Origin of the sequence: Oryzomicrobium terrae, assembly GCF_008274805.1 — a bacterium.
Lineage (GTDB): Bacteria > Pseudomonadota > Gammaproteobacteria > Burkholderiales > Rhodocyclaceae > Oryzomicrobium > Oryzomicrobium terrae.
In genome coordinates this window covers 136,324-160,220 of the sequence record NZ_CP022579.1, presented here as the reverse complement: position 1 = coordinate 160,220, position 23,897 = coordinate 136,324, and the positions used below count along the sequence as shown (strand labels likewise).

The following is a 23,897-nucleotide window of genomic DNA, read 5'->3' as shown; positions in this document are numbered from 1 at the left end:
TCGGAGCGCCAGGACGCCTGGGTGTAGGCCCGCGTACGCACCCTGGCGCCACCCATTCGGGGGAGTTGAAAACCACCGCGAAAAGTCGCACCATGCCGCCCCCTTTTTTCGTTCGCCGCCGTGGCCGTCACGGCGGCGAACGTCGCCTTACCCCTGCGGAGCGGCCATGGCCTTCAAAGACACCCATCCCGATTTCAAGCTGATCGACCTGGCGTTGATCGACCCGGACCCGGAGCACCCGCGCAAGCAGGTCGATACCGCCGGGCTGAAGGCCCTGGTGGCCTCGATCCAGGCCAAGGGGCTGATCCAGCCCCTGATCGTCCAGCCCGCCGGGGCCGACGGGCGGCACAAGCTGATCGTCGGCGAACGCCGCTGGCGCGCCGCCATGCTCGCCGGCGAAACCAAGGTGCCCGCCCTGGTGCGCCCCTGCGCCCCGGAGGAGGCCCTGGAGATCCAGGTCTTCGAGAACCTGGGCCAGGGCGTGCGGGCCCCCCTGGAGACCCGGGAGATGGCCAACGCCATCCAGGCCATCGCCCAGCGCTTCGACAGCCGGGAGGCCGCCGCCGAGCACTTCGGCCGGCCCCAGTCCTGGCTCAACCAGGCCACCGCCGCTGCCAACCTGTCGCCCAAGGTCAGCGCCCTGCTCGACTCGGGCAAGATTTCCAGCACCACCACCGCCATCCAGCTGGAGAAGCTGGCGCAGAAGAACGAGGCCCGGGTCGACACCCTGATCGAGCAGGTGCAAGACGGCGAAAAGCTGCCCAAGCAGGCGGTGGAAAGCGCCCTGACGGCGGAAGGGCTGAAGCGCAGCAAGAAGAAGGCGACCGCCGACGCAGTTGTACCGTCGGCAGCCGCCCCGGCCAGCGAAGCGCCCGCGCCGAGCGTGGCCCCGCCCCCCGCACCGGCAGGCGCAGCAACGACGGCCCCAGCTCCGGCCACGGTGGCCGCCCCGGCGCCGCGCAAAGTCAGCCCGAGCAAGATGAAGCGGGTCGCCCAACTGCTCGGCGTGGCCGAAGGCGACGAGGACGAAGTGCTGGCCCGGCTGATCGACGAATTCCTGGCCCTCAAGGGCGAGAACAACCCGCCGTTCTGAGACGCCTTTCCCACCGCCTCCTTCCCCTTCCCCGGCGCCGGGTCCCCGGTGCCCATACCCCAGCCCCGCCACCATCGGCCAGCCCGCGCCGGGCGGGGCACGCCCCCTTCCGCGTGCCATCTCCCCTGGCTTGCCAACCGGGCCTGCCCGCCGAGGCGCGCTTACGTTTGCCGACGAACTTACATTTCCTTACCACCGGCGGAGGCTTCAGGTCAGACCCGCGTCAATCTGCGCCGCTACCTTGCAAGTGCGCCCGGCAGAACGGTGGCATCGCCACCGGGCAGTCCCTGCCGGTCGGCACTGCCCAAAACAAGCAACACGCCCCTGCAGACCGGCTTTACCGCAGTACCCGAGAGCCCCCCTGACAACCTAGCCAACGCACCTCACGAGGAGATCGCCATGGTCCGCCACACGCTTATCGCCCTTGCCGTCTGCACCGCCTGTAGTGCCTCCGCCGCCTTTGCCCAAAGCACCGACGGCACGCCCCCCGCCAGCCCCCAGGTCCGCCAGGACACCCGCGACATTCGTCAGGACCGGCGCGATCTACGCCAGGAGCGGACCGACCTGCGTCAAGACAACCGGGACATCCGCCAGGATCGCCGCGACCTGAACACCGACCGCGCCGACCTGCGCCAGGACCGGAGCCAGCTCAACCAGGCCCGCAGCGCCGACCAACAGGCCGCCGCCCAGCGCCGCCAGGACCTCAACACCCTGCGCAACGACCGGCAGAGCGGCAACACCGCCGCCCTCGCCCAGGATCGCCAGAACCTGCGCCGCGACGATTCCACCCTGCGCCAGGACAACCGGGCCGTGCAGCAGGATCGTCGCGACATCGGCAACGACCGGCGCGACATCCGCCAGGACCGCCGCGACCTGGCCGGCGACCGGGCCGACCGCCGCCAGGATCTGCACGAGCGCAACACCGAGCGCCGCGACCTGAACGCCGACCGGGCGGAACGCCGCCACGACGTCCGCGCCGCCCGTCCGCACCGGGGCTGAGCCCGCCCCTGCAGCACCACACCGGCCCCGGAAGGTTCACGCCCCCGGGGCCGTTTTTCATCTTCGGCCCCCAGGTGACGCCATGTTCCGCCACATCCTCCGCCCCGCTTTCCGCCTCGCTCTACCCCTGCTCCTCACCCTCGCCGGCCTGCCCGCCCTCGCCCAGGCTCAGACCCCCTCCGCCTGCCAGGCCGACGTCCAGAAATTCTGCCCCGGCGCCGGCCCCGCCCAGAACTGCCTACTCGACCACCAGCAGGACATCTCCGACGGCTGCTACAACGCCCTCAAGCAACGCCTGGACAACCAGCACGGCCTGGCCGCCTGCAAACAGGATGTGAGCCGCCTCTGCCAAGGCGTCCAGCCCGGCGGCGGCCGCCTCGTGAACTGCCTGCTGGACCACCAGAAGGAGGTATCGGATGGGTGCTACGCCATGCTGGCGAAGCGGATGGAGCGGGGGAACAAGCGGCCGTGATTGGGGAGTGTTTTATCGAGGGTGTTCGGAGCCTTCTCTAAAAAACTAACCCCATCGGCGTAAGCACTGATGGGGTTAGCTTTCGAATGCACACTTTGCGTGTACAGCTTCATTTATAGGGAGAAGCTCGCTCACCGTCCCCTGAACCGGGCTGTTGGGCACCATCTGAGCAGAGCGCACCAGAAATGACTTGAGTAAGCCAGGCAACGTCATTTCTGGCAAACCATTTTCCACTACGAACCAATGCGACCCCCATGGTAAACATCCCTACGCCAAATAACGGGAGCCATGGGTCGGCAGAAGCATTGACAAGGACTGCCACGGTAGCACGTACGGTCCTGAAGGCGATAAACCCGGACTAAATGGACATGGATATCCTTGTCCAGTTTGAGAATCTAAACTCACCTTTGAGTACAGACTTGGCGCCAAGCGGTTCAAAAGAACCGATAAAAATCACCCCCAGGAATTGCGGATAAAGGGCAATATGCGTCGAATAGACACATTCTTCTCGGCAACATTACTGACAGCATATTGCCTAGAAAATGAGCCGATAATTTATGGTTTAACAAAAGCAACCAGTCTAGAAACCGACTCATAAATTGAATATTGGCTTTCAAATCTCACGGTGACAGAGCCGTAGATAAGATTAATGGACCAACGAATCATCAGCAAGGCGCCTAGCGTTGCAAGCAAATGGAACTAGCGCATCAGACATCTCTGCGCACCTTGATTCCATTGTCAGATGGGTAGGTAGTTATAACCCGGCGCGTAGAAGAACGTAGAGGACGAACCCACAAAACAACGAAATCAGAACAAACCATAACCTGTAGGCAACAGGATGTCGATCAATAGTAATTTGACGGCCATAACGCGTAGGAACCGGCGAATGCAGAAGGTAGTGACGCCAAACCAAAAAAAATAATGCGAACACCAACAAAGCTAATCCGATATTCAATAGAGACGAATAACCCGTTGGCTGCCAAATTGCCAATCCCAGGCACACACATGTACTACCTACGCATAGGAAAGAAGATATTCTCAGAAGTTTAATCACGGCATTTCAACCTGATTTTAATTTATCGGCCCGTGCCATTTTTCATATAGAGCCAGTTAATCTCCTGTTTAGACGCACCACAGCAATCATCAGACATTCTCACATAAGCGTCTCTCATATTCTTTATGCTATTGAGCAATCAATGAAATGTCAAAAGCATTGTCGATATAGCAAACGATCTCTACTCTGCAAGTAGGACACCTGTTTCTCACGCCTTGTGTTGCTGAAAACTCTCTGAGTTTCATGCCCCCATCCGGTCTATCACCCACCCACAAACAAAAAGCCCGCCCCGGTTCCCCGGGGCGGGCTTTTTGTTTGTGGGGCAGTAAAACTTACGCCGTCACCGACGTGCGGATCAGGTGGTCGAAGGCGGCCAGGCTGGCCTTGGCGCCCTCGCCCATGGCGATGATGATCTGCTTGTAGGGCACCGTGGTGCAGTCGCCGGCGGCGAAGACGCCGGGGACCGTGGTCTGGCCCTTGTCGTCGATGATGATCTCGCCGCGGCTGGACAGTTCCACCGTGCCCTTGAGCCAATCGGTGTTGGGCAGCAGGCCGATCTGGACGAAGATGCCTTCCAGCTCCACCTTCTTCGTTTCACCGCTCGCCCGGTCCTTGTACACCAGGCCGTTCACCTTCTGGCCGTCGCCGGTGACTTCGGTGGTCTGGGCCTGGGTGATGACGGTGACGTTGGGCAGGCTGTGGAGCTTCTTTTGCAGCACGGCGTCGGCGCGCAACTCACTGCCGAATTCCAGCAGGGTGACGTGGGCGACGATGCCGGCCAGGTCGATGGCTGCTTCCACACCGGAGTTGCCTCCGCCGATCACCGCCACGCGCTTGCCCTTGAACAGGGGACCGTCGCAGTGGGGGCAGTAGGCCACGCCCTTGGTGCGGTACTCGGCTTCGCCGGGCACGCCCATCTCGCGCCAGCGGGCGCCGGTGGAAAGGATCACCGTCTTGCTCTTCAACACCGCGCCGTTGGCCAGGGTGACCTCGGCGGGCTTGCCGTCGGCGGCGGGCTTGAGGCCCACGGCGCGCTGCAGGTTCATGATGTCCACGTCGTAGTCGCGGACGTGCTGTTCCAGGGCCATGGCCAGCTTGGGGCCTTCGGTCTCCTTCACCGAGATGAAGTTCTCGATGCCCAGGGTGTCGAGCACCTGGCCGCCGAAACGCTCGGCCGCCACGCCGGTACGGATGCCCTTGCGGGCGGCGTAGATGGCGGCCGCCGCGCCGGCCGGGCCACCGCCCACCACCAGCACGTCGAACACGTCCTTCTGGGCGATCTTCTCGGCGGCCCGGGCGGCGGCGCCGGTGTCGAGCTTGGCGATGATCTCGCCCAGTTCCATGCGGCCCTGGCCGAACAGTTCGCCGTTGAGATAGACGGCGGGCACGCCCATGATCTGGCGATCTTCCACTTCCTGCTGGAACATGCCGCCGTCGATCATCACCGCTTCGACGCCGGGGTTGAGCACGGCCAGGGTGTTGAGGGCCTGCACCACGTCCGGGCAGTTATGGCAGGACAGGGAGACGAAGGTCTCGAAGCTGAACTGGCCGTCCAGGCCCTTGATCTGTTCGATCACATCGGCCTCGATCTTGGGCGGGTGGCCGCCGCTTTGCAGCAGGGCGAGCACCAGGGAGGTGAACTCGTGGCCCATGGGGATGCCGGCGAAGTGGATGCGCGGGGTCTCGCCGGCCTTGGCGATGGCAAACGACGGACGGCGGGCGGCGGTACCGTTCTCGCGCAGGGTCACCTTGGGCGAGAGTTCGGCGATGTCCACCAGCAGGCCGCGCATTTCCTGGGCCTTGGCGGAATCGTCCAGGGAGGCCACCAGTTCGATGGGCTGGACGAGCTTTTCCAGGTAGGCCTTGAGCTGGGTCTTGATGTTGGCGTCGAGCATGGGGGTCTCCCGAGGAAGCTGAATTGGTGAAATCTGGAAGGGGATTGCAGAGGGAAGGTGTCTGGGCCTGGGGCAGGCGCCTTGCCGCTGGAATCCGGGGGCCGGGTGCAAACCGCTCCCGGCCCCCGGGCCGGGGCCCGGGGGAGTTTCCTGCGTGGCGTTACGAGAACGCGGCGGGAGTCAGGGACTTAGATCTTGCCGACCAGGTCCAGGGAGGGGGCCAGGGTGGCCTCGCCTTCCTTCCACTTGGCGGGGCAGACTTCGCCCGGGTGGGAGGCCACGTACTGGGCCGCCTTCACCTTGCGCAGCAGCTCGGCAGCGTCGCGGCCGATGCCGCCGGCGTTGATCTCGATGATCTGGATCTTGCCCTGGGGGTCGATCACGAAGGTGCCGCGCTCGGCCAGGCCGGCTTCTTCGATCATCACGCCGAAGTTGCGGGTGATGACGCCGGTGGGGTCGCCGATCATCGGGTAGTTGATCTTGCCGATGGTCTCGGAGCTGTCGTGCCAGGCCTTATGGGTGAAGTGGGTGTCGGTGGAGACGGAGTAGATTTCCACGCCCAGCTTCTGGAACTCGGCGTAGTTGTCGGCCAGATCGCCCAGCTCGGTCGGGCAGACGAAGGTGAAGTCGGCGGGGTAGAAGAAGACCACGGACCACTTGCCCTTCAGGTCGGCGTCGGAAACGGGAACGAACTTGCCGGCGTGGAAGGCGGTGGCGTTGAACGGCTTGATTTCGGTGTTGATCAGGGAGGTGCTCATCGGTGATTCTCCTTGGTAGGTTGTGGCAAATCGGTTGAGGTTGGGTGCTGCGATGGATGCATCTTAGGGCCCGGCCGCCAGTTATTCCAGTCAATTGTTTTGATACTGTGAATAGCAACAAACTATCAACACACTCCCCGCGCCCCTACCGGGCAGCCTCCCGGCCCAGGCCGGCCGCCTCACCGCGTTGCCCCAGGCTCGGGGCCTCTCTACAATCGCCGCTCCCGGGGCATCCGCCCCGTCCCACCGAGCCCGGCCCTCCCCATGAGCGACATCCCCCAACTTCACTGGACCGACGGCGACACGCCCCGGGCCGCCCGCTGGCGCTCGGAAAACGGCACGCCGCCGCCCAAGAAGGTGCTGCTCGCCGACGACACCCTGAACGCCGATACCGCCTACCGGCTGGCCTGCGAAGGAACCGCCCTGCTCTGGCGCGGCGACTTCCACAACGCCCGGCAGCTGTTGCAGGCCCTGGCCCGGCGCGCCGACAAGCCCAGCCCGGCGGCACGCAAGAAGGCCAAGGCGGCACCGCCCAGCCGCACCCCGGCCGAGGCCTTCCACCTGCACCGCCAGGCCCAGGGGCAGCGCGCCCGGGTGCTGGGGATGGTGCTGATTCCCCTCGATGCCGACTACGCCATCCCCCTGCGCCGGGCGCCGGACGTGGCCGCCGCCTGCCTGGAAGCCTACGGCCCGGCCGACGGCCCCTCGGTGGTGTCGCTGCGCGAACTGCTCGGCCGGGTGGGCGCCCACGAATGGCGCAAGAAGGGGGTGGAGATTGCCGCCTTGGGCGGACGCATTCATCCGCACTACGGGGTGTTCTCGCCGGTGCGCGGCGAATACGTGGACCTGGTGGCCAGCACGCCCCTACCCCGCCCGGCGCCGGCCCTGGCCTTCGACATCGGCACCGGTTCCGGCGTGCTGGCGGCGGTGCTGGCCAAGCGCGGCGTCGCCAAGATCGTCGCCACCGACCAGGACCCGCGCGCCCTGGCCTGCGCCGGGGAGAACCTGGCGCGGCTGGGGGTGGATAAACACGTGGAGGTGGTCGAGGCCGACCTGTTCCCGGACGGCCGGGCGCCCCTGGTGGTGTGCAACCCGCCCTGGGTGCCGGCGCGGCCCAGCTCGGCCATCGAATACGCGGTGTACGACCCGGACAGCCGCATGCTGCGCGGCTTTCTCGCCGGCCTGGCGGCCCATCTGGCCCCGGGCGGCGAGGGCTGGCTGATCATCTCGGACCTGGCCGAGCACCTGGGGCTGCGGTCCCGGGAAGAATTGCTGGCGTGGATCGACGCGGCCGGGCTGGCCGTGCTCGGCCGCCACGACATCCGCCCGCGCCACCCCAAGGCCGGCGACCCGGACGACCCGCTGCACGCGGCGCGCAGCAAGGAAGTGACCTCCCTGTGGCGCCTCGGCGCCGCCTGAGACGGCGTTTTCCGGGCTGAACCCATCGCCCGTATTGAGTGGCGCCGCCGCTGCTGCGCGGCATCGGATTTGCCGCAGCGTGGCCTGGGCAGAGACGGGACGAACGGGCCGGCATGGCGGCCCCTGGCGTCACATTCCCTTCCTTAGCGCCCCGCCAGCACCGGCTGTTGCCGTCGGCGCTCAAGGCAGGCGCCGGCCGACGCGTTTTGGCCGCGCCGGCCCCGCGATCGGCTTAACCCTGGCCCTCGTCCGGGGCGATGGCGTCCATCACCCGGGACGAATAGACCAGGGCAGCACCGGCATTGAGGGCCACCGCCACGCCCAGGGCTTCGGCGATTTCCTCCCGGCTGGCCCCCGCCTTGAGCGCCGCCGCCGAATGCACGGCGATGCAGCCGTCGCAGCGGGTGGTCACCACCACCGCCAGGGCGATCAGCTCCCGGGTCTTGGCGTCCAGGTGGTTGGTGGCCTTGCCGGCGTTGCTCAGGGTCTGGTAGCCCTTGACCGTGTCCGGGCTGAGGCCGGCGATCTCGCCGATGCGGGTGACCAACTGCTTGCGGTAGGTTTTCCAGTCGAGCATGACAGCACTCCTCGTCGTGAGCGGGACGGAACGTCCCAAGGGTAAAGGGCCAGCATGCGCCGGGGACGGTGTCGGGGCAACCGGCACGGGAGTGGCAGGCCCGGGGGCGATTCCGCCTTGTTGCGCCAACGACACCCCGGCCAAAACCCTCGCCCCGCCTTGTTCTTCACGATGCCACCTTGGAGAACAAGCATTGGCGCGGTTCTCCAAGGCCATGTCGCCAAGATCGAGTATCCACGCGGGGTTTGGTCGAGGTCCATAATGACATGCGCCCCGTAATGCGCGCCCTTGCGCCGCCGTGCCCGAGCCACAATCCGCCGCTGCTCCGGCGCCCTGTCGGACGGCGCGCTGCTTCCGCTATCCTGTCATCCCCACCACCCGAGGCCCCGCCGCGCGGCGCCCGCGAGAGACCCGATGGATATCAGCCAGATCACCAGCGCCCTGCAACGCGATGCCGTATGGGTCGTGTTCATCAACGTGCTGATGCAGCAGGTCGGCCTGCCGGTGCCGGCGGTGCCCACCCTGCTGGTGGCCGGCAGCCTGGCCCTGGGCTACGGCCAGGCCGGCCAGATGCTCGCCGCCGCCGTGCTGGCCTCGGTGATCGCCGACTGGCTGTGGTACCTGGCCGGGCGGGCCTTCGGCTACCGGGTGCTGAGCGGCCTATGCCGGCTGTCGATCAACCCGGGGTCCTGCGTCACCGAGACCGAGGGGCGCTTCATCCGCTGGGGCGTGTGGTCCCTGGTGGTGGCCAAGTTCGTCCCGGGGTTTTCCACCGTGGCGCCGCCCATTGCCGGCGCCCTGCGCATGGCATTGCCGAGCTTTCTTGCCGCCGCCGGGGCGGGGGCAGCCCTGTGGGCCGGTGGCGCCATCCTGGCCGGCTGGCTGCTGCGCGAGCAGGTCCAGGAGGCCATCGCCGCCCTGAGCGCCAACGGCGGCCTGGTGGTGGGCGGGGTACTGGCCATCCTGGTGCTGTGGCTGGGCTGGAAGTTCTGGCAGAAGTACCGCTTCGAGCGGCTGGCCGCCATTCCGCACATTTCCCCGGGCGAACTGCTCGACGCCCTGGCCTCGGACCAACCGCCCCTGCTGCTCGACCTGCGCGGTGCGGCGATGATCGCCGAAACCGGCCCGATCCCCGGCGCCACGGTGGTGGCCGCCGAGGCCCTGGAGCAGGCCGCGGCGGCCTGGCCCAAGGACCAGTGCATCGTCACCCTGTGCGCCTGTCCGGAGGACGCCACCGCGGTCAAGGTAGCCCAGGAGCTGCTGCAGCGGGGCTATTCCTCGGTGCATCCGCTCAAGGGCGGCTACGAGGCCTGGCGGGCCGCGGTGAACGGGGCAAACGGAGCAGGGAGCGCGCGCTAGCGGGACCCGGCCCGCACCACGGCGCCGGCGCACCGACGCCGCCCCCCCCACAAAGCAGAAGAGCCGGCTAGGCCGGCTCTTCGCACATCTGCTGCAGGTATCCGCCTTAGGCGTGCAGGGCGGCCAGCTGCTTGGCGATGACGTCGTGGTTGAGCCACAGCACCGGGCCGCTCGGCTGGGCGGCCTCGTTAAACATCAACGGACCGGTGGCCTCGATCACCAAGGCGCTCAGGTGGTCGGTGATCAGAGCGGTGCGCTCCTTGTGCAGGGCGGTGATGCCCTCGGCGGTGCCGATCATGCACTCGGCCAGCTCCGGGGTGTTGTCCATGGGCCAGGCGTCGAAGTTGCGGAAGCCGACCATGACCGGGTCCACGTTGTAGCGGTCCAGGGTGGCGAGCACCTCGGCCAGGGTGGTGCCGTCCTTGAGCAGGGCTTGGCAGGCCGCCCATTGGGCCTCGCCCCAGGCACCGCAGCCTTCGCGCTTGAGGGCGTTGAGCAGGGGCACCAGGGAGAGTTCCACGCCGACGAAGATGTCGGAGGAATTGGTGCGGATTTCCGGGCAGTTGAAGACGGTGGCCTTGACGCCCTTGTCCCAGGCGGCCCGGGCGATGTCCTCCAGGCGCTTCTTGGCGTAGCCCTGGGTGTAGTTGGTGTAGGTCTGCCACTGGTACTGGCCGTCGATCAGGATCTCGGTGCCGTGGTAGCCGTAAGCGGTGTAGCGGGTGCTGCCACCGGTCTTCTCGATGCGCTCGCGCAGGGCGGCGCTACCCTCGATGAGGTAGCCGAAGGTATTGGCCGTGACCTCGTCGAAGTTCATCAGGTTGAGCTTGCCCAGATCGGAATCGAGCAGGGCGCGGGACGACATGAAGCGCTCGCCGCGGCCCTTGTAGATGCGGTTGGCGATGGCCAGGAAGACCTTGGCCTTGACCAGGCCGCCGGCCATGGTGTGGGCGAAGAAAACCCGGGCGCCATCGGGAATCATCCCGTCCAGCTGGGCCATGGCCTCGGCCACCCCGGCCTTGAAGCGGGCCACGCCGACGGCGCGGCAGGCTTCCACCTGGGCCCAGTCGAGCTTGTCGTCCTGCCAGGTCTTGAGGCCCATGCCGCCGACCATCTCGGTGGGGGTCGGGGTGCCGGCCGGGGCGTCCATGTCGAAGCCGGCCATCAGCGGCACGTTGATGATCTTGCCCCCCAGGTTGGCTTCGGCGGCGGCCAGCTCGTCATCGGTGAGGCGACGCAGGGAACCGTCGGCTTCGCGCCGGCCCACGGTCATGCCGATCAGGGTCATGCCTGCTTCCCGAGCCTGGTTCACCAGGCCGTTGGCGTAGCCGCGGCCGAACAGTTCGCCAAACAGGACGAACACGTCCCCCTGGCGGAACAGGGTCTGGTTGCTCAGGTTTCTCAGGGCGACGGGAGCGCTCACGATTTGGTCCTTACTTGTTCAGTTGGGGCAAGGATTTTACCGCAGCAGGCTGACCGGAGCGTAACCCTAATCCCCACGCACCTTGTCTTCCGCCAGCCTGACAGCAGGCTGCCCGCCATCCGCGAAATTCAAATGGGATTTTCCGTACGACCTTCTAAGCTGGAAGCTCCCCTCAACACCTGGGAGTCAGTCCATCGACAACCGCTCAGGAGGTACGCCATGGCTAGCGAAATCGTCACGCAGGATGCATATCCCCAGGAGCTGACAGCAGGCCGCCCCCTGGCCCCACCCGCGCCGCCGGAAGGAACGTTCGAGATTGGCCTCGTGCTCGCCGGCGCCGTCTCGGCCGGTGCCTACACGGCCGGGGTGCTCGATTTTCTCTTCGAGGCCCTCGAGGCCTGGCAGGACGCCAAGGCCGCGGGCCGGGACGTGCCCCGTCACGAGGTCAGGATCCGCGTGATCACCGGGGCTTCGGCCGGAGCGATCAGCGGTGCCATCGCCGCCACGGCGCTGCGCTACCGCTTTCCCCACTGCACGGCCAAAAAGCTCGACCCGACGAACCCACTGTTCAAGGCCTGGGTCGAGGATATCGATATCACCAAACTGCTCGAAACCGGCGACCTCACCCGTAACGCGCTGCCGCAAAGCCTGCTCGACGCCAGTTGCCTGACACGCATTGCCGCCGATGCCATCAGCTACAGCAACGCGCCCCTGGCCGACCGCCCCTACGTGGCCGATCCTCTCAAGCTCATCTTCACCGTCACCAATCTGTGTGGCGTTCCCTACTCGATCGCCATGAAGGGCAACAGTGCCAATGGGCACGAAATGACCATGCACGCCGACTGGCTGCGCTTTGCCGTGGCCTACAGCAGCGACGCCCGCGACAGCCCGTCGATCTGTCCCGACGAAACGCTGCTCGCCTACCCCAACAGCTGGAATGTGCAGGTCTGGCAGGACCTGGGCACTGCCGCCCTGGCTTCCGCCGCCTTCCCCATCGGTCTCCTGCCCCGCCTGTTCACGCGCAAGACCAGCGACTACGACTACCGCTACGTGATGGTGCCCGGCGAAGGCGGACAACCTCCGGGTTTCATCCAGATCAAGCCGACTTGGAAAAACCCACCGCCATCACCCACCTATACCTTCCTCAATGTCGATGGTGGCGTCATGAACAACGAACCCCTGGACCTGGCACGCAAGGAACTCGCCGGGGAACTGGGACACAACCCCCGGGACGGGCTGACGGCCACACGAGCCATCATCATGGTGGACCCGTTCCCCGACCCCGCCCAGTTAGGCCCTGATGCACCGGTGGATCTGGTCCGCGCCGGCCTTGGCCTCACCACCGCCTGGAAGGAGCAGGCCCGCTTCAAGCCGGAAGACGTGGCCCTGGCCCTGGCACCCAATGTGTTCAGCCGCTTTCTGGTTTCCCCCAGCCGGGGACAGGACAGCGCCATCAGCAAGGGATATGCCCTGGCCAGCGGCGCCCTGGGCGGTTTCTCTGGCTTCCTGCACCGCAGCTACCGTCTGCACGACTATCTGCTCGGCCGACGCAACTGCCAGCAGTTCCTGGCCCGACACTTCAGCCTGCCTGCCGACAACCCGCTGTTCGCAGGGCGCATGCCAACGGACCGGAGCCCCTACCTGATCGGCAGCGGTACTGCCGCCGAACTGCCGCTCATCCCGTTGATGCCCGGCATCAACGACCCAGGCGCTAACCAAGAGGCCGTCCCAGCCTGGCCTGTCGGTCAATTCAACGTTGAATCCATCCGCAGCCCGATGTCTGAGCGGGTAGGCGCCGTACTCTCCGCGCTGAAGGACGCCAAGTTGAGCGGCGGCTTCAAGTTCGGTATCGGCTGCTTGCTCTGGGCATTCCAGGTTCGGCGCAAGATCACGGATTGGGCTCTACACAGAATCGATCAGGAACTCGGCAACCGGGGCTTATAAGCTGGCCTGAAACGGCGTGATTGAATGAAAAACGGCTACCGTATCCGGTAGCCGTTTTCGCTTGCGAGGCGTAGCCCAGAGCCCAGATTTACACCACTCCCGCCCCATGGGCCTGCTGATCTGCCCAATACGAACTACGTACCATGGGGCCGCAGGCAGCACCGGAAAAACCCATTTCCTTGGCTTTTTCCTCGTACATCTTGAACACGTCGGGATGGACGTAGCGCTGTACCGGCAGGTGGTGGTTGGAGGGTGCCAGGTACTGACCGATGGTAAGCATTTCCACGCCGTGGGCGCGCAGGTCGCGCATCACGTCGAGGATTTCGTCGTCGGTTTCGCCCAGGCCGACCATCAGGCCGGACTTGGTCGGCACGTTCGGGTAGCGGCGCTTGAACTCCTGCATGAAGGTCAGGGAGTGCTGGTAGTCGGCCCCGGGCCGGGCCGCCTTGTACAGGCGCGGCACGGTTTCCATGTTGTGGTTGAGGATGTCCGGCAGGCCTTCGCCAAAGACGTCCAGGGCGGTGTCCATGCGGCCGCGGAAGTCGGGCACCAGGGTTTCGATGGTGGTGCTGGGGGATTTTTCGCGTACGGCGCGGATGACGTCCACGAAGTGGCGGGCGCCGCCGTCGCGCAGGTCGTCCCGGTCCACGCTGGTGATGACCACGTAGCGCAGCTTGAGGCGGGCCACCGAGTCGGCCAGGTGGGCGGGCTCGTCCGGGTCCGGGGGCAGGGGCTTGCCGTGGCCGACGTCGCAGAAGGGGCAGCGGCGGGTGCAGATGTCGCCCAGGATCATGAAGGTGGCGGTGCCGCGGCCGAAGCATTCGCCGATGTTGGGGCAGGCGGCTTCCTCACACACGGTGTGCAGCTTCTGCTCGCGCAGCATCTGCTTGATCTCGCCGAAGCGGCCGTCCGGGTTGCCGGCCTTGACGCGGATCCACTCGGGCTTGCGCTGGGGCGCCTGGGGCACGATCTTGATGGGGATGCGGGCGGTCTTCAGTTCGCCCTTTTGCTTAACGCCGGCTTCAGCCATGAAAAATCTCCGCGCTGGGCTCCCCGGCCCGCTTGTGGCGGCGGGGAGGCGCATGGGTCGTTCGGGTATTACAGGTCGGGGGTGGACCGGCCGCCGCGCTCGAGCTGGGCGACCAGGTGGCGGGCCAGGGCCTCGGCCACTTCCGGGGGGCTCAAGGATACCCCCAAGTCGGAGGTCTGTGTCACCGCCAAACCCTCGTAGCCGCAAGGGTTAATGGCGGCAAAGGGGGCCAGGTCCATGGCCACGTTGAGGGACACACCGTGGTAGGAACAGCCGTTGCGAATGCGTAGGCCGAGGGCAGCGATTTTGGCCCCCATGGGGCCGAGAACAGCGCCGGGGATGTCCACATAGACCCCCGGGGCGCCGTCCTCGCGGCGAGCGGCGATGCCCAACTCGGCGAGCAGGTCGATCACCGCCTGCTCGATGCGGCTGACCAGTTCGCGCACCTTGAGGCCCCGCCGGTGCAGGTCGATCAAGGTATAGATCACCACCTGGCCGGGGCCGTGGTAGGTGACCTGGCCGCCCCGGTCGATCTTCACCGTGGCGATGCCGACGTCGCGCAGCAGGTGTTCGGCCTTGCCCGCCTGGCCCAGGGTGAATACCGGCGGATGCTCCACCAGCCACAACTCGTCGGGGGTAGCGGCATCGCGCCCGGCGGTAAAGGCCTGCATGGCCTGCCAGGTGGGTTCGTACTCGGCCCGGCCGAGGCGGCGCAGGACGATGGCGGGGGTTGCCGCTGCCGGGGATGGGGGGTTGCAGCTACCGGGCAACGTGGCGACGGGGGAGGTCACAGCACCATCAGCACCAGGGGATGGCCGGTCAGCTCCATGTACAGGGCGTCGAGCTGGGCCTGGGAGACGGCGGTGACGGTGACGGTCAGGGCCAGGTAGTTGCCGGCCTTGCTCGGCCGCATTTCCATGGTGGCCCCGTCGAATTCCGGATCGTGGCGCAACACCACGTCCAGCACCGCCTGAGCAAAGGCGTCCTCGCGCCGCCCCATGATCTTGAGGGGGAAGGCGCAGGGAAATTCGAGGAGGGTGTCGCGGGGAGTGGGAGTCACGAAAAAGCCTTTGCAAAGCGTCGGCGCGGGGCCGAAATCCACTACTAGATAGTGGCGGCCCGCCCCGTTTTCAAGCCCGGCGGCACGTTCAGGCGTCGCGCCCGGCGCGCATCACGTCGTTCTTGAACTGCTGGTACCAGCGCCACATCTGTTCGCCCAGGGGGCCGGGCTTGCCGGCACCCTCGCCGTGGCCGACCAGGCGGCCGTCGAGGCGGGTAATGGCGAGCACTTCCTTGGTGGAAGAGGTCATCCACAGCTCGTCCGCGTCGAGCAGTTCGTCGGCGAGGATCTCGCGCACCTCGGTGGGCACGCCGTGGCGGACGGCCAGGTCGAGCACCACATCGTAGGTCACGCCGGGCAGCATCAGGTGGCTCTTCGGCGGGGTGACCAGCACGCCGTTCTTGACCAGGAAGAGGTTGGAGGCCGAGCCCTCGGTGACGAAACCGTCGCGTACCAGAATGGTTTCGGCGCAGCCGTGGTCCACCGCCTGCTGGCGCAACAGCACGTTGGCCAGCAAAGCCAGGGTCTTCAGGTCGCAGCGCAGCCAGCGGTTATCCACCGCCGTCACCGCACCCACGCCCAGGCGGCGCAGGTTTTCGTCCGGCGTCACCAGGGGGCTGGCAAACATGAAGACGGTCGGCGCGACGCCGGTGGGAAAGGCATGGTCGCGCTTGTCGTCGGCGCCCCGGGTCACCTGCAGGTAGATCTGGGCATCGTCGAAGGGGGAGTGGCCGATCATCTCGCGCACCCGCGCCTGCCACTGGGCGGTGCTCAGGGGGTTGGCCAGGCGGATGCCGTCCAGGCTGGCCTGCAGGCGCCGCAGGTGCTCGTCGAGGCGGAAGGTCTGGCGCGAGTACACCGGGATCACTTCATAGACCCCGTCGGCGAACAGGAAGCCCCGGTCCAGAGGCGACACCTTGGCTTCCGCCAGGGGCAGGAACTGGCCGTTGAGGTAGACGATGTCGGCGATCATGAAGAGGCTCCCGGTGACGGCAACAACGATGGGCAAGGGGCGGCCCGCGGAAGCGGGCCGCCCGGGTCAGAGGCTCAGGCGAACCACATGCGGATGGTGTCCCACAGGCGGCCGAACCAGCCGGCCACCGGCACAGCCTCGGTGGCCACCACCGGATACTCGCCGTAGGGCTTGCCTTCCAGGGTGATCTTCAGGGTGCCGACCACGTCGCCCTTGTTGATCGGCGCCACCAGGGGCTGCTTCGATTCCAGGCTCACCGCCAGCTTGCCCGAGGCGCCCTGGTTGAGGGCGCCGGACACGGCGCCCTTGGGCACGGCGATCACGAAGTCGTTGAGGAAGCCGGCCCCCACGGTGCTCTCTTTACCCTTCCACACCCGCATCTTGGAGGCGGGCTGGCCGGCGGCGTAGAGCTTGACCGCGTCGTAGTACTGGTAGCCGTAGTTGAGCAGCTTGAGGGATTCCTGGGCCCGGGCGCCGTCGCTCGGCGTGCCCAGCACCACCGACAGCAGGCGCCGCTCGCCGCGCTTGGCCGAGGAGATCAGGCAGTAGCCGGCGGCGTCGGTGTGGCCGGTCTTGACCCCGTCCACGCTCGGGTCGATGAACAGCAGGCGGTTGCGGTTGGGCTGGGTGATGTTGTTGTAGCGGAATTCCTTCATCGAGTAGTACTTGCCGTACTCGGCGGGGAAATCGCGGATCAGCGCCGTGGCCAGCTTGGCCAGGTCGGTGGCGGTGGTCATGTGCTGCGGGTCGGGCAGGCCCGTGGCGTTCATGAAGTGGGTGTTGGTCATGCCCAGACGGGCCGCTTCCTTGTTCATCAGATCGGCGAACTGCACTTCGCCGCCGGCGATGGCTTCGGCCAAAGCGATGCAAGCGTCATTACCGGACTGGACGATCATCCCCTTGATCAGTTCTTCCACAGTCACCGGGCGCTTCATGTCGATGAACATGCGCGAGCCCTGGGCACGCCAGGCGGCTTCGGATACCTGCACGGTCTGGTCCAGGGTGAGCACGCGCTGACGCAGGGCCGAGAAGGTCAGATAGGCGGTCATCAGCTTGGTCAGGGACGCCGGCTCGATCTTCTGGTCGGCGTTCTGGGACGCCAGGGTCTGGCCGGAGCCGAATTCCACCAGCAGCCAGGCCTTGGCATCGAGCACCGGCGCCGGCATCTGCTGCTGTGCCTGGGCAGGCACAGCAGCGGCGAGGAGCGCGGCGGACAACACCAGGGCGGCCGGGCGGGCGATGAACGAGGCGGGGGCGGAACAGGCGAGGGGGGACCGGGAGACAGAAAACATGGGGCTACCTGAAGAGTGAAGACGGACGGGGATTTCCGGGCGGCGCAGGCGCTGTGGAGGCCGACGGAGGCAGTCCGGCAGGCCGCGGAGCTGACAGGAAGCAAACGATCATAGCACAGGGCCGACCCGTGCCGAGCCGCGCCGGCCAAGGGTTTTACCGATTCTTACGGATGCCGCGCCGTGGTCTTGCCTGCACGCCGGGTCCGTCATTAGTCAGAAAACTGACGAATTACTGACTGTTACGGAAGCGCCGCCCCGATGTCATCTAAAATCAACTCACTGTCAGCATTCCGTCAGTTTCGCCGAGCGATGCCACCCTGCACCGCGGGCACCGACAGACCGCCGTTTTTTCCACGACACCTTCAACGACGCCCCCACGCCCTGGCCCCTACGCCTCTGCCCGTTGCGCCCCCGTTCTCCTGGGAGCGCCCCGTTTTCTTCTCCTTGCGCTCCCATGTTCCCCCATCGCCCCCCCGGCTTTCCACCGCTTCCTGACGGCCCCAGTCCGGCCGCCCTGCTCGCCGCGCTGCTGCTGACCCTGGCCACCCCCCTGGCGGGAGCGGCCGACACCCCCGCCGCCAAACCTGCCCGCCCGCCCCTGGCGGGTGCTGCCACGCCCGTCGGCGGCCATTCCCTGGAGCAGCTGGTGGCCCTGGCCCTGTCGGCCACCCCGGCAACCGAGGCGGCCCGCGCCCAGCGCGAGGCGGCCGAGGCCGGCATTCGCACCGCCCGGGCCTTTCCCAACCCGGAAGTGGAATACGTGGCGGGCAACGTCCGGCCCAACGTCCCCGGCGGCAGCAGCGGCAATTCCTATACCGTCGGCGTGACCCAACCCCTCGACCTGCCCTGGGTGCGCTCGGCGCGCATCGGCACGGCGGAGGCCGGACTGCGCGTGGCCGAGGCCGAATACCGGGGCTTTCTCGCCGACGTGGAAGCCCGGGTCAAGCTGCATTACTACGAGGTGTTGCGCCGCGAGGCCGAACTGCGCGCCGCCGAGGAAGACCAGAAGCTGATGGAAGACATCCGCGGTCGCATCGCCCTGCTGGTCAATACCGGCGAATCGGCACGCTACGAGCTGATCAAGGCCGACGCCGAGATGCTCTCCGCCCAAAACCGGGCCAAGAGCGCCCACTTCCGCGTCACCCAGGCCAAGGCCGCCCTGCGCCAGTTTGTCGGCAGCCAGCTGCCGGTCGAGTTCAGCCTGCTGGGCACCCTGCCCACCAGCCTGGCGGTGGCGCCCCTGCCGCGCCTGCGCGAGGAAATCCTGGAGCGCAACCCGGAACTGGCGCGCAGCCGCCAGGAGGCCGAGCAGGCCGAGGCCAAGCTGTCCCTGGAGCGCAACCTGCGCACCCCGGCGGTGGCCCTCAAGGCCACCCGGGACAACGACCCGGACGTGCGCAACGACAAGATCGGCGTGGTCGTGACCATTCCCCTGTGGGACCGGCGCGGCGGCCCGGTGGCCGAGGCTGGCGCCCAGGCCCGGCGCGCCCGTTACGCCCTGGAGCAGCAGCGCTTCACCCTGCTCCAGTCCTTGGAAGGGGCCTACCACCAGTACGAGATCGCCACCAGCCAGGTGGCCGCCCTGGAGGCGGGCATCGTCCGCCAGGCGGAGAACGCCCTGAAGGTGGCTGAGGCCGCCTACCGCTACGGCGAGCGCGGCATCCTCGATTACCTGGACGCCCAGCGCGTCTATCGGGCCGCGCGCAACGAGCTGATCACCGCCCGCTTCGAGCTGGCGGCCGCGGTGGTCGAGCTCGACCGGCTGCGCACCGCCTCGCTGCTGTCGCCGTCGGCGGCCGCCCCGGTCACCGCCCCTGCTGCTCCAGCCGCCGCCCCTGCCACTTCCCCTCTTCCCGCCACCTCCGGGCACTGACACGATGACTCCGCACACCTCCCGCTCACCCCGGCGCCTGGCCGCCATCACCCTGGTTTCCCTGGCCGTTCTGACGGCCCTTGCCGGCTGCGGCAAGGAAGAGGCCAAGCCGGCAGCGGCCGCCGCCGCGGACCCAGCGCTGGTAACCCCCCAGCCGGCCCTGCTGCAAAGCCTCAAGGTAGCCACCGTCAGCCTGACCCCGGTGGCCGAAACCCTGCGCGTCGCCGGCCGTCTCGATTTCGACGAGCAGCGCCTGGCGCGCATCGGCGCGCCGATCACCGGCCGGGTCTCGGAAATCCGCGCCACCCTGGGCCAGGCGGTCAAGCCCGGCGAGATGCTGGCGCGCATCAACTCCACCGAACTAGGCCAGGCCCAGCTGCAATACCTGAAGAGCCGCGCCGCCTCGGAACTGGCCCGGCGCAGCGTGGAGCGGGCCCGTACCTTGCACGAAGCCGGGGTGATCGCTTCGGCCGAACTGCAACGGCGCGAGAACGAATACAGCACGGCCCAGGCCGAGACCCGGGCCGCCGCCGACCAGTTGCGCATCCTCGGCATGTCCAGCGGCAGCATCGAGCGCCTGGCCGCCAGCGGCGCCATCGACTCCTTCTCGCCGGTGGTGTCCACCGTGGCCGGCACCGTGGTCGAACGCAAGGTCACCCAGGGCCAGGTGGTGCAACCCGCCGACGCCCTGTTCACCGTGGCCGACCTGTCCCGGCTGTGGGCGGTGGCCGATGTGCCGGAACAGCAGGCGGCCCTGGTCAAGGTCGGCCAGCAGGTGAAGATGGAAGTGCCCGCCCTGGGCGATGCCAGCCTGACCGGCAAGCTCATCTACATCAGCGACACGGTCAATCCGGAGACCCGCACGGTGCTGGTGCGCACCGAGCTGGACAACCGGGAGCGCCGCCTCAAGCCGGCCATGCTCGCCACCATGGTCATCGCCGCCCGCCCCGAGCCGCGCTTGACGGTGCCCGCGGCCGCGGTGGTGCGCGAGGACAACAAGGACCACGTCTTCGTCGAGGTGGCGGCCGGCCAGTTCCGCCTCACCCCGGTCACCCTCGGCCCGGACAGCGGCGGCGTGCGGGTACTCATGTCCGGCCTCAAGGAAGGACAGAAGATCGTGGTGGACGGCGCCTTCCACCTCAACAACGAGCGCAAGCGCGCCGAACTGGAAGGGGCGTAAGCCGTGATCGAGTCCCTCATCCGCGCCTCGCTCAAGCAGCGCCTGATCGTCGTCGTGCTGGCGGTGATCCTGCTCGCCTTCGGCCTGGACGCGGCGCGCAAGCTGTCGGTGGATGCCTTCCCCGACGTCACCAACGTCCAGGTGCAGATCGCCACCGAAGCCCCGGGCCGTTCCCCCGAAGAAGTGGAGCGCTTCGCCACGGTGCCCCTGGAAATCGCCATGACCGGCCTGCCCGGGCTGACCGAGATGCGCTCCCTGAACAAGCCGGGCCTCTCCCTCATCACCCTGGTGTTCACCGACCAGACCAGCGTCTATTTCGCCCGCCAGCTGGTCATGGAGCGCATGCTCGAAGTGGGCTCGCGCCTGCCCGCCGGCATCACTCCGGTGCTCGGCCCGGTATCCACCGGCCTGGGCGAGATCTACCAGTACACCCTGGACCGGCCCGACGACGGCGATCGCGCCCTGACCGAGGAGGAGCTGATGATGCGGCGCATCGCCCAGGACTGGGTGGTGCGGCCGATGCTGCGCTCGATCCCCGGGGTGGCCGAAATCAACTCCCAGGGCGGCTACGTCAAGCAGTACCAGGTGCTGGTGGACCCCAACCGGCTGCGCCACTACGGCCTGACCGTGGCCGAGGTGTACCAGGCGGTGGCGCGCAACAACGCCAACTCCGGCGGCGGGGTGCTGCCCCACTACGCCGAGCAGTACCTGATCCGCGGCGTCGGCCTGGCCAAGGACGAGGACGACCTGCGCGCCATCGTGCTCAAGGAAAAAGACGGGGTGCCGGTGTACCTGCGCGACGTGGCCAGCGTCGAGATCGGCCACGAGGTGCGCCAGGGCGCCCTGGTCAAGAACGGCGTCACCGAAGCCGTGGGCGGCATCGTGATGATGACCGCCGGCGGGAACGCCAAGCAGATCGTCAGCCGCATCAAGGAACGGGTGCAGGAGATCAACGACAAGGACATGCTCCCCGGCGGTCTCAAGATCGTGCCCTACTACGACCGCTCCGAACTGGTAGACGCGGCCCTGTGGACCGTCACCAAGGTGCTGCTCGAAGGGGTGGTGCTGGTGGTGGTGGTACTGCTGCTCTTCCTCGGCGACGTGCGCTCGTCCCTGATCGTGGTCGCCACCCTGGTGCTCACCCCGCTGCTCACCTTCTTCGCCATGAACAAGGCCGGACTGTCGGCCAACCTGATGTCCCTGGGCGGCCTGGCCATCGCCATCGGCCTGATGGTGGACGGTTCGGTGGTGGTGGTGGAAAACGCCTTCGCCCACCTGGGGCGGCCCAACGATTCGGGGGAGAGCCGCATCCGCATCCTGTTCAACGCGGTGACCGAGGTGGCCACCCCGGTGATCTTCGGCGTCGGCATCATCATCCTGGTGTTCCTGCCGCTGATGACCCTGGAGGGCATGGAAGGCAAGATGTTCGCACCCCTGGCCTTCACCATCGCCATCGCCCTGGCGGTGTCCCTGGTGCTGTCCCTGACCCTGTCGCCGGTCCTCTCCTCCTACCTGCTCAAGGTGCCGGCGGGCCAGGGCGAGCACGACACCTGGCTGATCGCCAAGCTGAAGGCACCCTACCTGAAGATGCTGCACTGGGCCCTGGCCCACGGGCGCAAGACGGTGGGGGCCGCCGTGGCCGCCTTCGTCGCCTCCCTGCTGCTGATCCCCCTGCTCGGCACCGCCTTCATCCCCGAGATGAAGGAAGGCTCGGTGGTGCCGGGCATCAACCGGGTGCCGAACATCTCCCTCGACGAGTCGATCAAGATGGAGATGGAGGCGATGCGCCTGGTGATGGAAGTGCCCGGGGTGAAGTCGGCGGTGTCCGGCGTGGGCCGCGGCGAATCGCCGGCGGACCCCCAGGGGCCCAACGAATCGACCCCCATCGTCAGCCTCAAGCCGCGCAGCGAGTGGCCCGCCGGCTGGACCCAGGACGACATCGACAGCGCCATCCGCGACAAGCTCAAGGTGCTGCCCGGGGTCCAGGTGGTGATGGCCCAGCCGATCTCGGACCGGGTGGACGAGATGGTCACCGGGGTGCGCTCGGACATTGCCGTGAAGGTGTTCGGCGACGACATCGATCAGCTGCGCAAGACCGCCGAAGCCATCGCCAAGATCGCCCAGGCCATCCCCGGCGCCCAGGATCTGCGCGTCGAGCGGGTCACCGGCCAGCAGTACCTGATGATCGAGATCGACCGTCAGGCCATCGCCCGCCACGGCCTCAACGCTTCCGACGTGCACGACGTGATCGAAACCTCGATCGGCGGCAAGGTGGCCACCGACATCTACGAGGGCGAGCGGCGCTTCTCCACCGTGGTGCGCCTGCCCGAGCGCTTCCGCAACAACGTCGAGGTGATCCGCCACATCCTCATTTCCACCCCGGGCGGCGCCCAGGTGCCCCTGGAGGATGTCGCCGAGATCCGCTTGTCCGACGGCCCGGCCCAGATCAGCCGCGAGACCGCCAAGCGGCGCATCGTCGTCGGCGTGAACGTGCGCGACCGCGACCTGGGCGGCTTCGTCGCCGAGCTGCAGCAGAAGGTGGCGGAAAAGATGAAGCTGCCGGAAGGCTACTACCTGGAGTGGGGTGGCCAGTTCCAGAACATGGAACGGGCCCTGTCGCACCTGATGGTGATCATCCCGATCACCGTGGCGGCGATCTTCTTCCTGCTCTTCCTGCTGTTCAGCTCGTTGCGCTACGCCACCCTGATCATCCTGGTGCTGCCCTTCGCCTCCATCGGCGGCATCGTCGGCCTGGCGGTCAGCGGCGAATACCTGTCGGTGCCGGCCTCGGTGGGCTTCATCGCCCTGTGGGGCATCGCCGTGCTCAACGGGGTGGTGCTGGTGTCCTACATCCGCGGCCTGCGCCGCGAGGGCATGAGCCTGACCGAGGCGGTGGTGCAGGGCGCCACCCTGCGCTTCCGCCCGGTGATGATGACCGCCACGGTGGCCATGCTCGGCCTGATCCCGTTCCTGTTCGCCAGCGGGCCGGGCTCGGAAGTGCAGCGCCCCCTGGCCATCGTGGTGATCGGCGGCTTGATCACCTCGACCCTGCTCACCCTGGTGGTGGTGCCCACCCTGTACCGCTGGTTCGACGAAGAAGAGGTAGAAGCATGAAGGAAATCAAGGCCATCATCCGCCCCAACAAGCTCACCGCCCTGCGCGCCGCCCTGCGCGACCTGCCCGGCTTTCCCGGCATGACGGTGAGCAAGGCCGAGGGCTGCAGCGCCCCGACCCGGCAGGCGCCGCCCTCGTCGATCAAGGAGGAGTTGACCGACTACACGCCCAAGGTGCGCATCGAGATCGTCGCCCCGGACGACGTGGCCGAGGCCATCGTCGACTGCATCGTCAAGATCAGCCAGACCGGCCAGATCGGCGACGGCCTGGTGTGGATGACCGACATCACCCGGGCTGCGTTCATCTACAAGACCACCGACGGCAGCGGCCTCGGCTGATCCGCCGGCGACGCGGCCAGTCCGGTGCGGGGCCTCTGCGGAAC

19 protein-coding genes are annotated in these 23,897 nt (G+C 67.1%); 10 read left to right on the top strand and 9 right to left on the bottom strand.

Annotation, left to right across the window (positions count from 1 at the left end; genetic code table 11):
- Positions 1-166: 166 nt before the first annotated feature.
- From OTERR_RS00705 to OTERR_RS00695, 3 genes are all read left to right on the top strand, one after another.
- Positions 167-1,093, top strand: coding sequence for a ParB/RepB/Spo0J family partition protein (locus tag OTERR_RS00705; RefSeq protein ID WP_149424542.1), 927 nt, complete (start codon positions 167-169; stop codon positions 1,091-1,093).
- A 399-nt stretch (positions 1,094-1,492) separates the two neighbouring features.
- Positions 1,493-2,092: a hypothetical protein gene (locus OTERR_RS00700; protein ID WP_149424541.1), complete on the top strand. Its 600-nt coding sequence runs from the start codon at positions 1,493-1,495 to the stop codon at positions 2,090-2,092.
- An 82-nt stretch (positions 2,093-2,174) separates the two neighbouring features.
- A complete protein-coding gene (locus tag OTERR_RS00695) occupies positions 2,175-2,564 on the top strand; it encodes a cysteine rich repeat-containing protein (protein ID WP_149424540.1) in 390 nt (129 codons plus the stop codon).
- A 1,386-nt stretch (positions 2,565-3,950) separates the two neighbouring features.
- Here the strand turns inward: OTERR_RS00695 and ahpF are convergent.
- Positions 3,951-5,513: an alkyl hydroperoxide reductase subunit F gene (ahpF, locus tag OTERR_RS00690; RefSeq protein WP_054619764.1), complete on the bottom strand. Its 1,563-nt coding sequence runs from the start codon at positions 5,511-5,513 to the stop codon at positions 3,951-3,953.
- A gap of 188 nt (positions 5,514-5,701) precedes the next feature.
- The gene (gene ahpC, locus OTERR_RS00685) at positions 5,702-6,271 is read right to left on the bottom strand and encodes an alkyl hydroperoxide reductase subunit C (RefSeq protein WP_054619765.1); all 570 of its coding nucleotides are present in this window, start codon (positions 6,269-6,271) and stop codon (positions 5,702-5,704) included.
- A 264-nt stretch (positions 6,272-6,535) separates the two neighbouring features.
- Between ahpC and OTERR_RS00680 the strand changes: the two genes are divergently transcribed.
- The gene (locus OTERR_RS00680; protein WP_149424539.1) at positions 6,536-7,690 is read left to right on the top strand and encodes a methyltransferase; all 1,155 of its coding nucleotides are present in this window, start codon (positions 6,536-6,538) and stop codon (positions 7,688-7,690) included.
- A 232-nt stretch (positions 7,691-7,922) separates the two neighbouring features.
- On the opposite strand, the gene OTERR_RS00675 is transcribed toward OTERR_RS00680, so the two are convergent.
- Positions 7,923-8,267 carry a carboxymuconolactone decarboxylase family protein gene (locus OTERR_RS00675; RefSeq protein ID WP_149424538.1) on the bottom strand — a complete coding sequence of 115 codons (345 nt, stop codon included), beginning with the start codon at positions 8,265-8,267 and terminating at the stop codon, positions 7,923-7,925.
- 414 nt (positions 8,268-8,681) lie between these two features.
- On the opposite strand from OTERR_RS00675, the gene OTERR_RS00670 reads away from it, so the two are divergent.
- Positions 8,682-9,626, top strand: a complete 945-nt coding sequence (locus OTERR_RS00670; protein WP_149424537.1) for a VTT domain-containing protein — start codon at positions 8,682-8,684, stop codon at positions 9,624-9,626.
- 106 nt (positions 9,627-9,732) lie between these two features.
- Here OTERR_RS00670 and OTERR_RS00665 read toward each other — a convergent pair whose 3' ends face one another.
- On the bottom strand, positions 9,733-11,049 hold the full coding sequence (locus tag OTERR_RS00665; protein WP_149424536.1) for an enoyl ACP reductase FabMG family protein: 1,317 nt from the start codon (positions 11,047-11,049) through the stop codon (positions 9,733-9,735).
- Between the two features lie 219 nt (positions 11,050-11,268).
- On the opposite strand from OTERR_RS00665, the gene OTERR_RS00660 reads away from it, so the two are divergent.
- Positions 11,269-12,993, top strand: a complete 1,725-nt coding sequence (locus OTERR_RS00660; protein WP_187775272.1) for a patatin-like phospholipase family protein — start codon at positions 11,269-11,271, stop codon at positions 12,991-12,993.
- Positions 12,994-13,081: 88 nt separating this feature from the next.
- On the opposite strand, the gene lipA is transcribed toward OTERR_RS00660, so the two are convergent.
- From lipA to OTERR_RS00635, 5 genes are all read right to left on the bottom strand, one after another.
- Positions 13,082-14,023 (bottom strand): lipoyl synthase, encoded by a 942-nt coding sequence (gene lipA, locus OTERR_RS00655; RefSeq protein WP_054619771.1) that lies wholly within the window; start codon positions 14,021-14,023, stop codon positions 13,082-13,084.
- A 68-nt stretch (positions 14,024-14,091) separates the two neighbouring features.
- On the bottom strand, positions 14,092-14,745 hold the full coding sequence (lipB, locus tag OTERR_RS00650; protein ID WP_246154539.1) for a lipoyl(octanoyl) transferase LipB: 654 nt from the start codon (positions 14,743-14,745) through the stop codon (positions 14,092-14,094).
- 65 nt (positions 14,746-14,810) lie between these two features.
- On the bottom strand, positions 14,811-15,023 hold the full coding sequence (locus tag OTERR_RS00645; RefSeq protein WP_223116022.1) for a YbeD family protein: 213 nt from the start codon (positions 15,021-15,023) through the stop codon (positions 14,811-14,813).
- 148 nt (positions 15,024-15,171) lie between these two features.
- A complete protein-coding gene (locus OTERR_RS00640; RefSeq protein ID WP_149424533.1) occupies positions 15,172-16,056 on the bottom strand; it encodes a D-amino acid aminotransferase in 885 nt (294 codons plus the stop codon).
- Positions 16,057-16,130: 74 nt separating this feature from the next.
- A complete protein-coding gene (locus OTERR_RS00635; protein WP_054619964.1) occupies positions 16,131-17,222 on the bottom strand; it encodes a D-alanyl-D-alanine carboxypeptidase family protein in 1,092 nt (363 codons plus the stop codon).
- A 580-nt stretch (positions 17,223-17,802) separates the two neighbouring features.
- On the opposite strand from OTERR_RS00635, the gene OTERR_RS00630 reads away from it, so the two are divergent.
- The 4 genes from OTERR_RS00630 to OTERR_RS00615 are packed head-to-tail and all read left to right on the top strand — an operon-like array spanning position 17,803 to position 23,853.
- Positions 17,803-19,221, top strand: a complete 1,419-nt coding sequence (locus OTERR_RS00630) for a TolC family protein (protein WP_149424532.1) — start codon at positions 17,803-17,805, stop codon at positions 19,219-19,221.
- A gap of 4 nt (positions 19,222-19,225) precedes the next feature.
- Complete coding sequence (locus OTERR_RS00625) at positions 19,226-20,401, top strand: efflux RND transporter periplasmic adaptor subunit (protein ID WP_149424531.1); 1,176 nt, start codon at positions 19,226-19,228, stop codon at positions 20,399-20,401.
- A 3-nt stretch (positions 20,402-20,404) separates the two neighbouring features.
- On the top strand, positions 20,405-23,515 hold the full coding sequence (locus tag OTERR_RS00620) for an efflux RND transporter permease subunit (RefSeq protein WP_149424530.1): 3,111 nt from the start codon (positions 20,405-20,407) through the stop codon (positions 23,513-23,515).
- Positions 23,512-23,853: a P-II family nitrogen regulator gene (locus OTERR_RS00615; protein WP_054619776.1), complete on the top strand. Its 342-nt coding sequence runs from the start codon at positions 23,512-23,514 to the stop codon at positions 23,851-23,853. Before OTERR_RS00620 ends, OTERR_RS00615 begins: the two co-directional genes overlap by 4 nt.
- Positions 23,854-23,897: the final 44 nt, after the last annotated feature.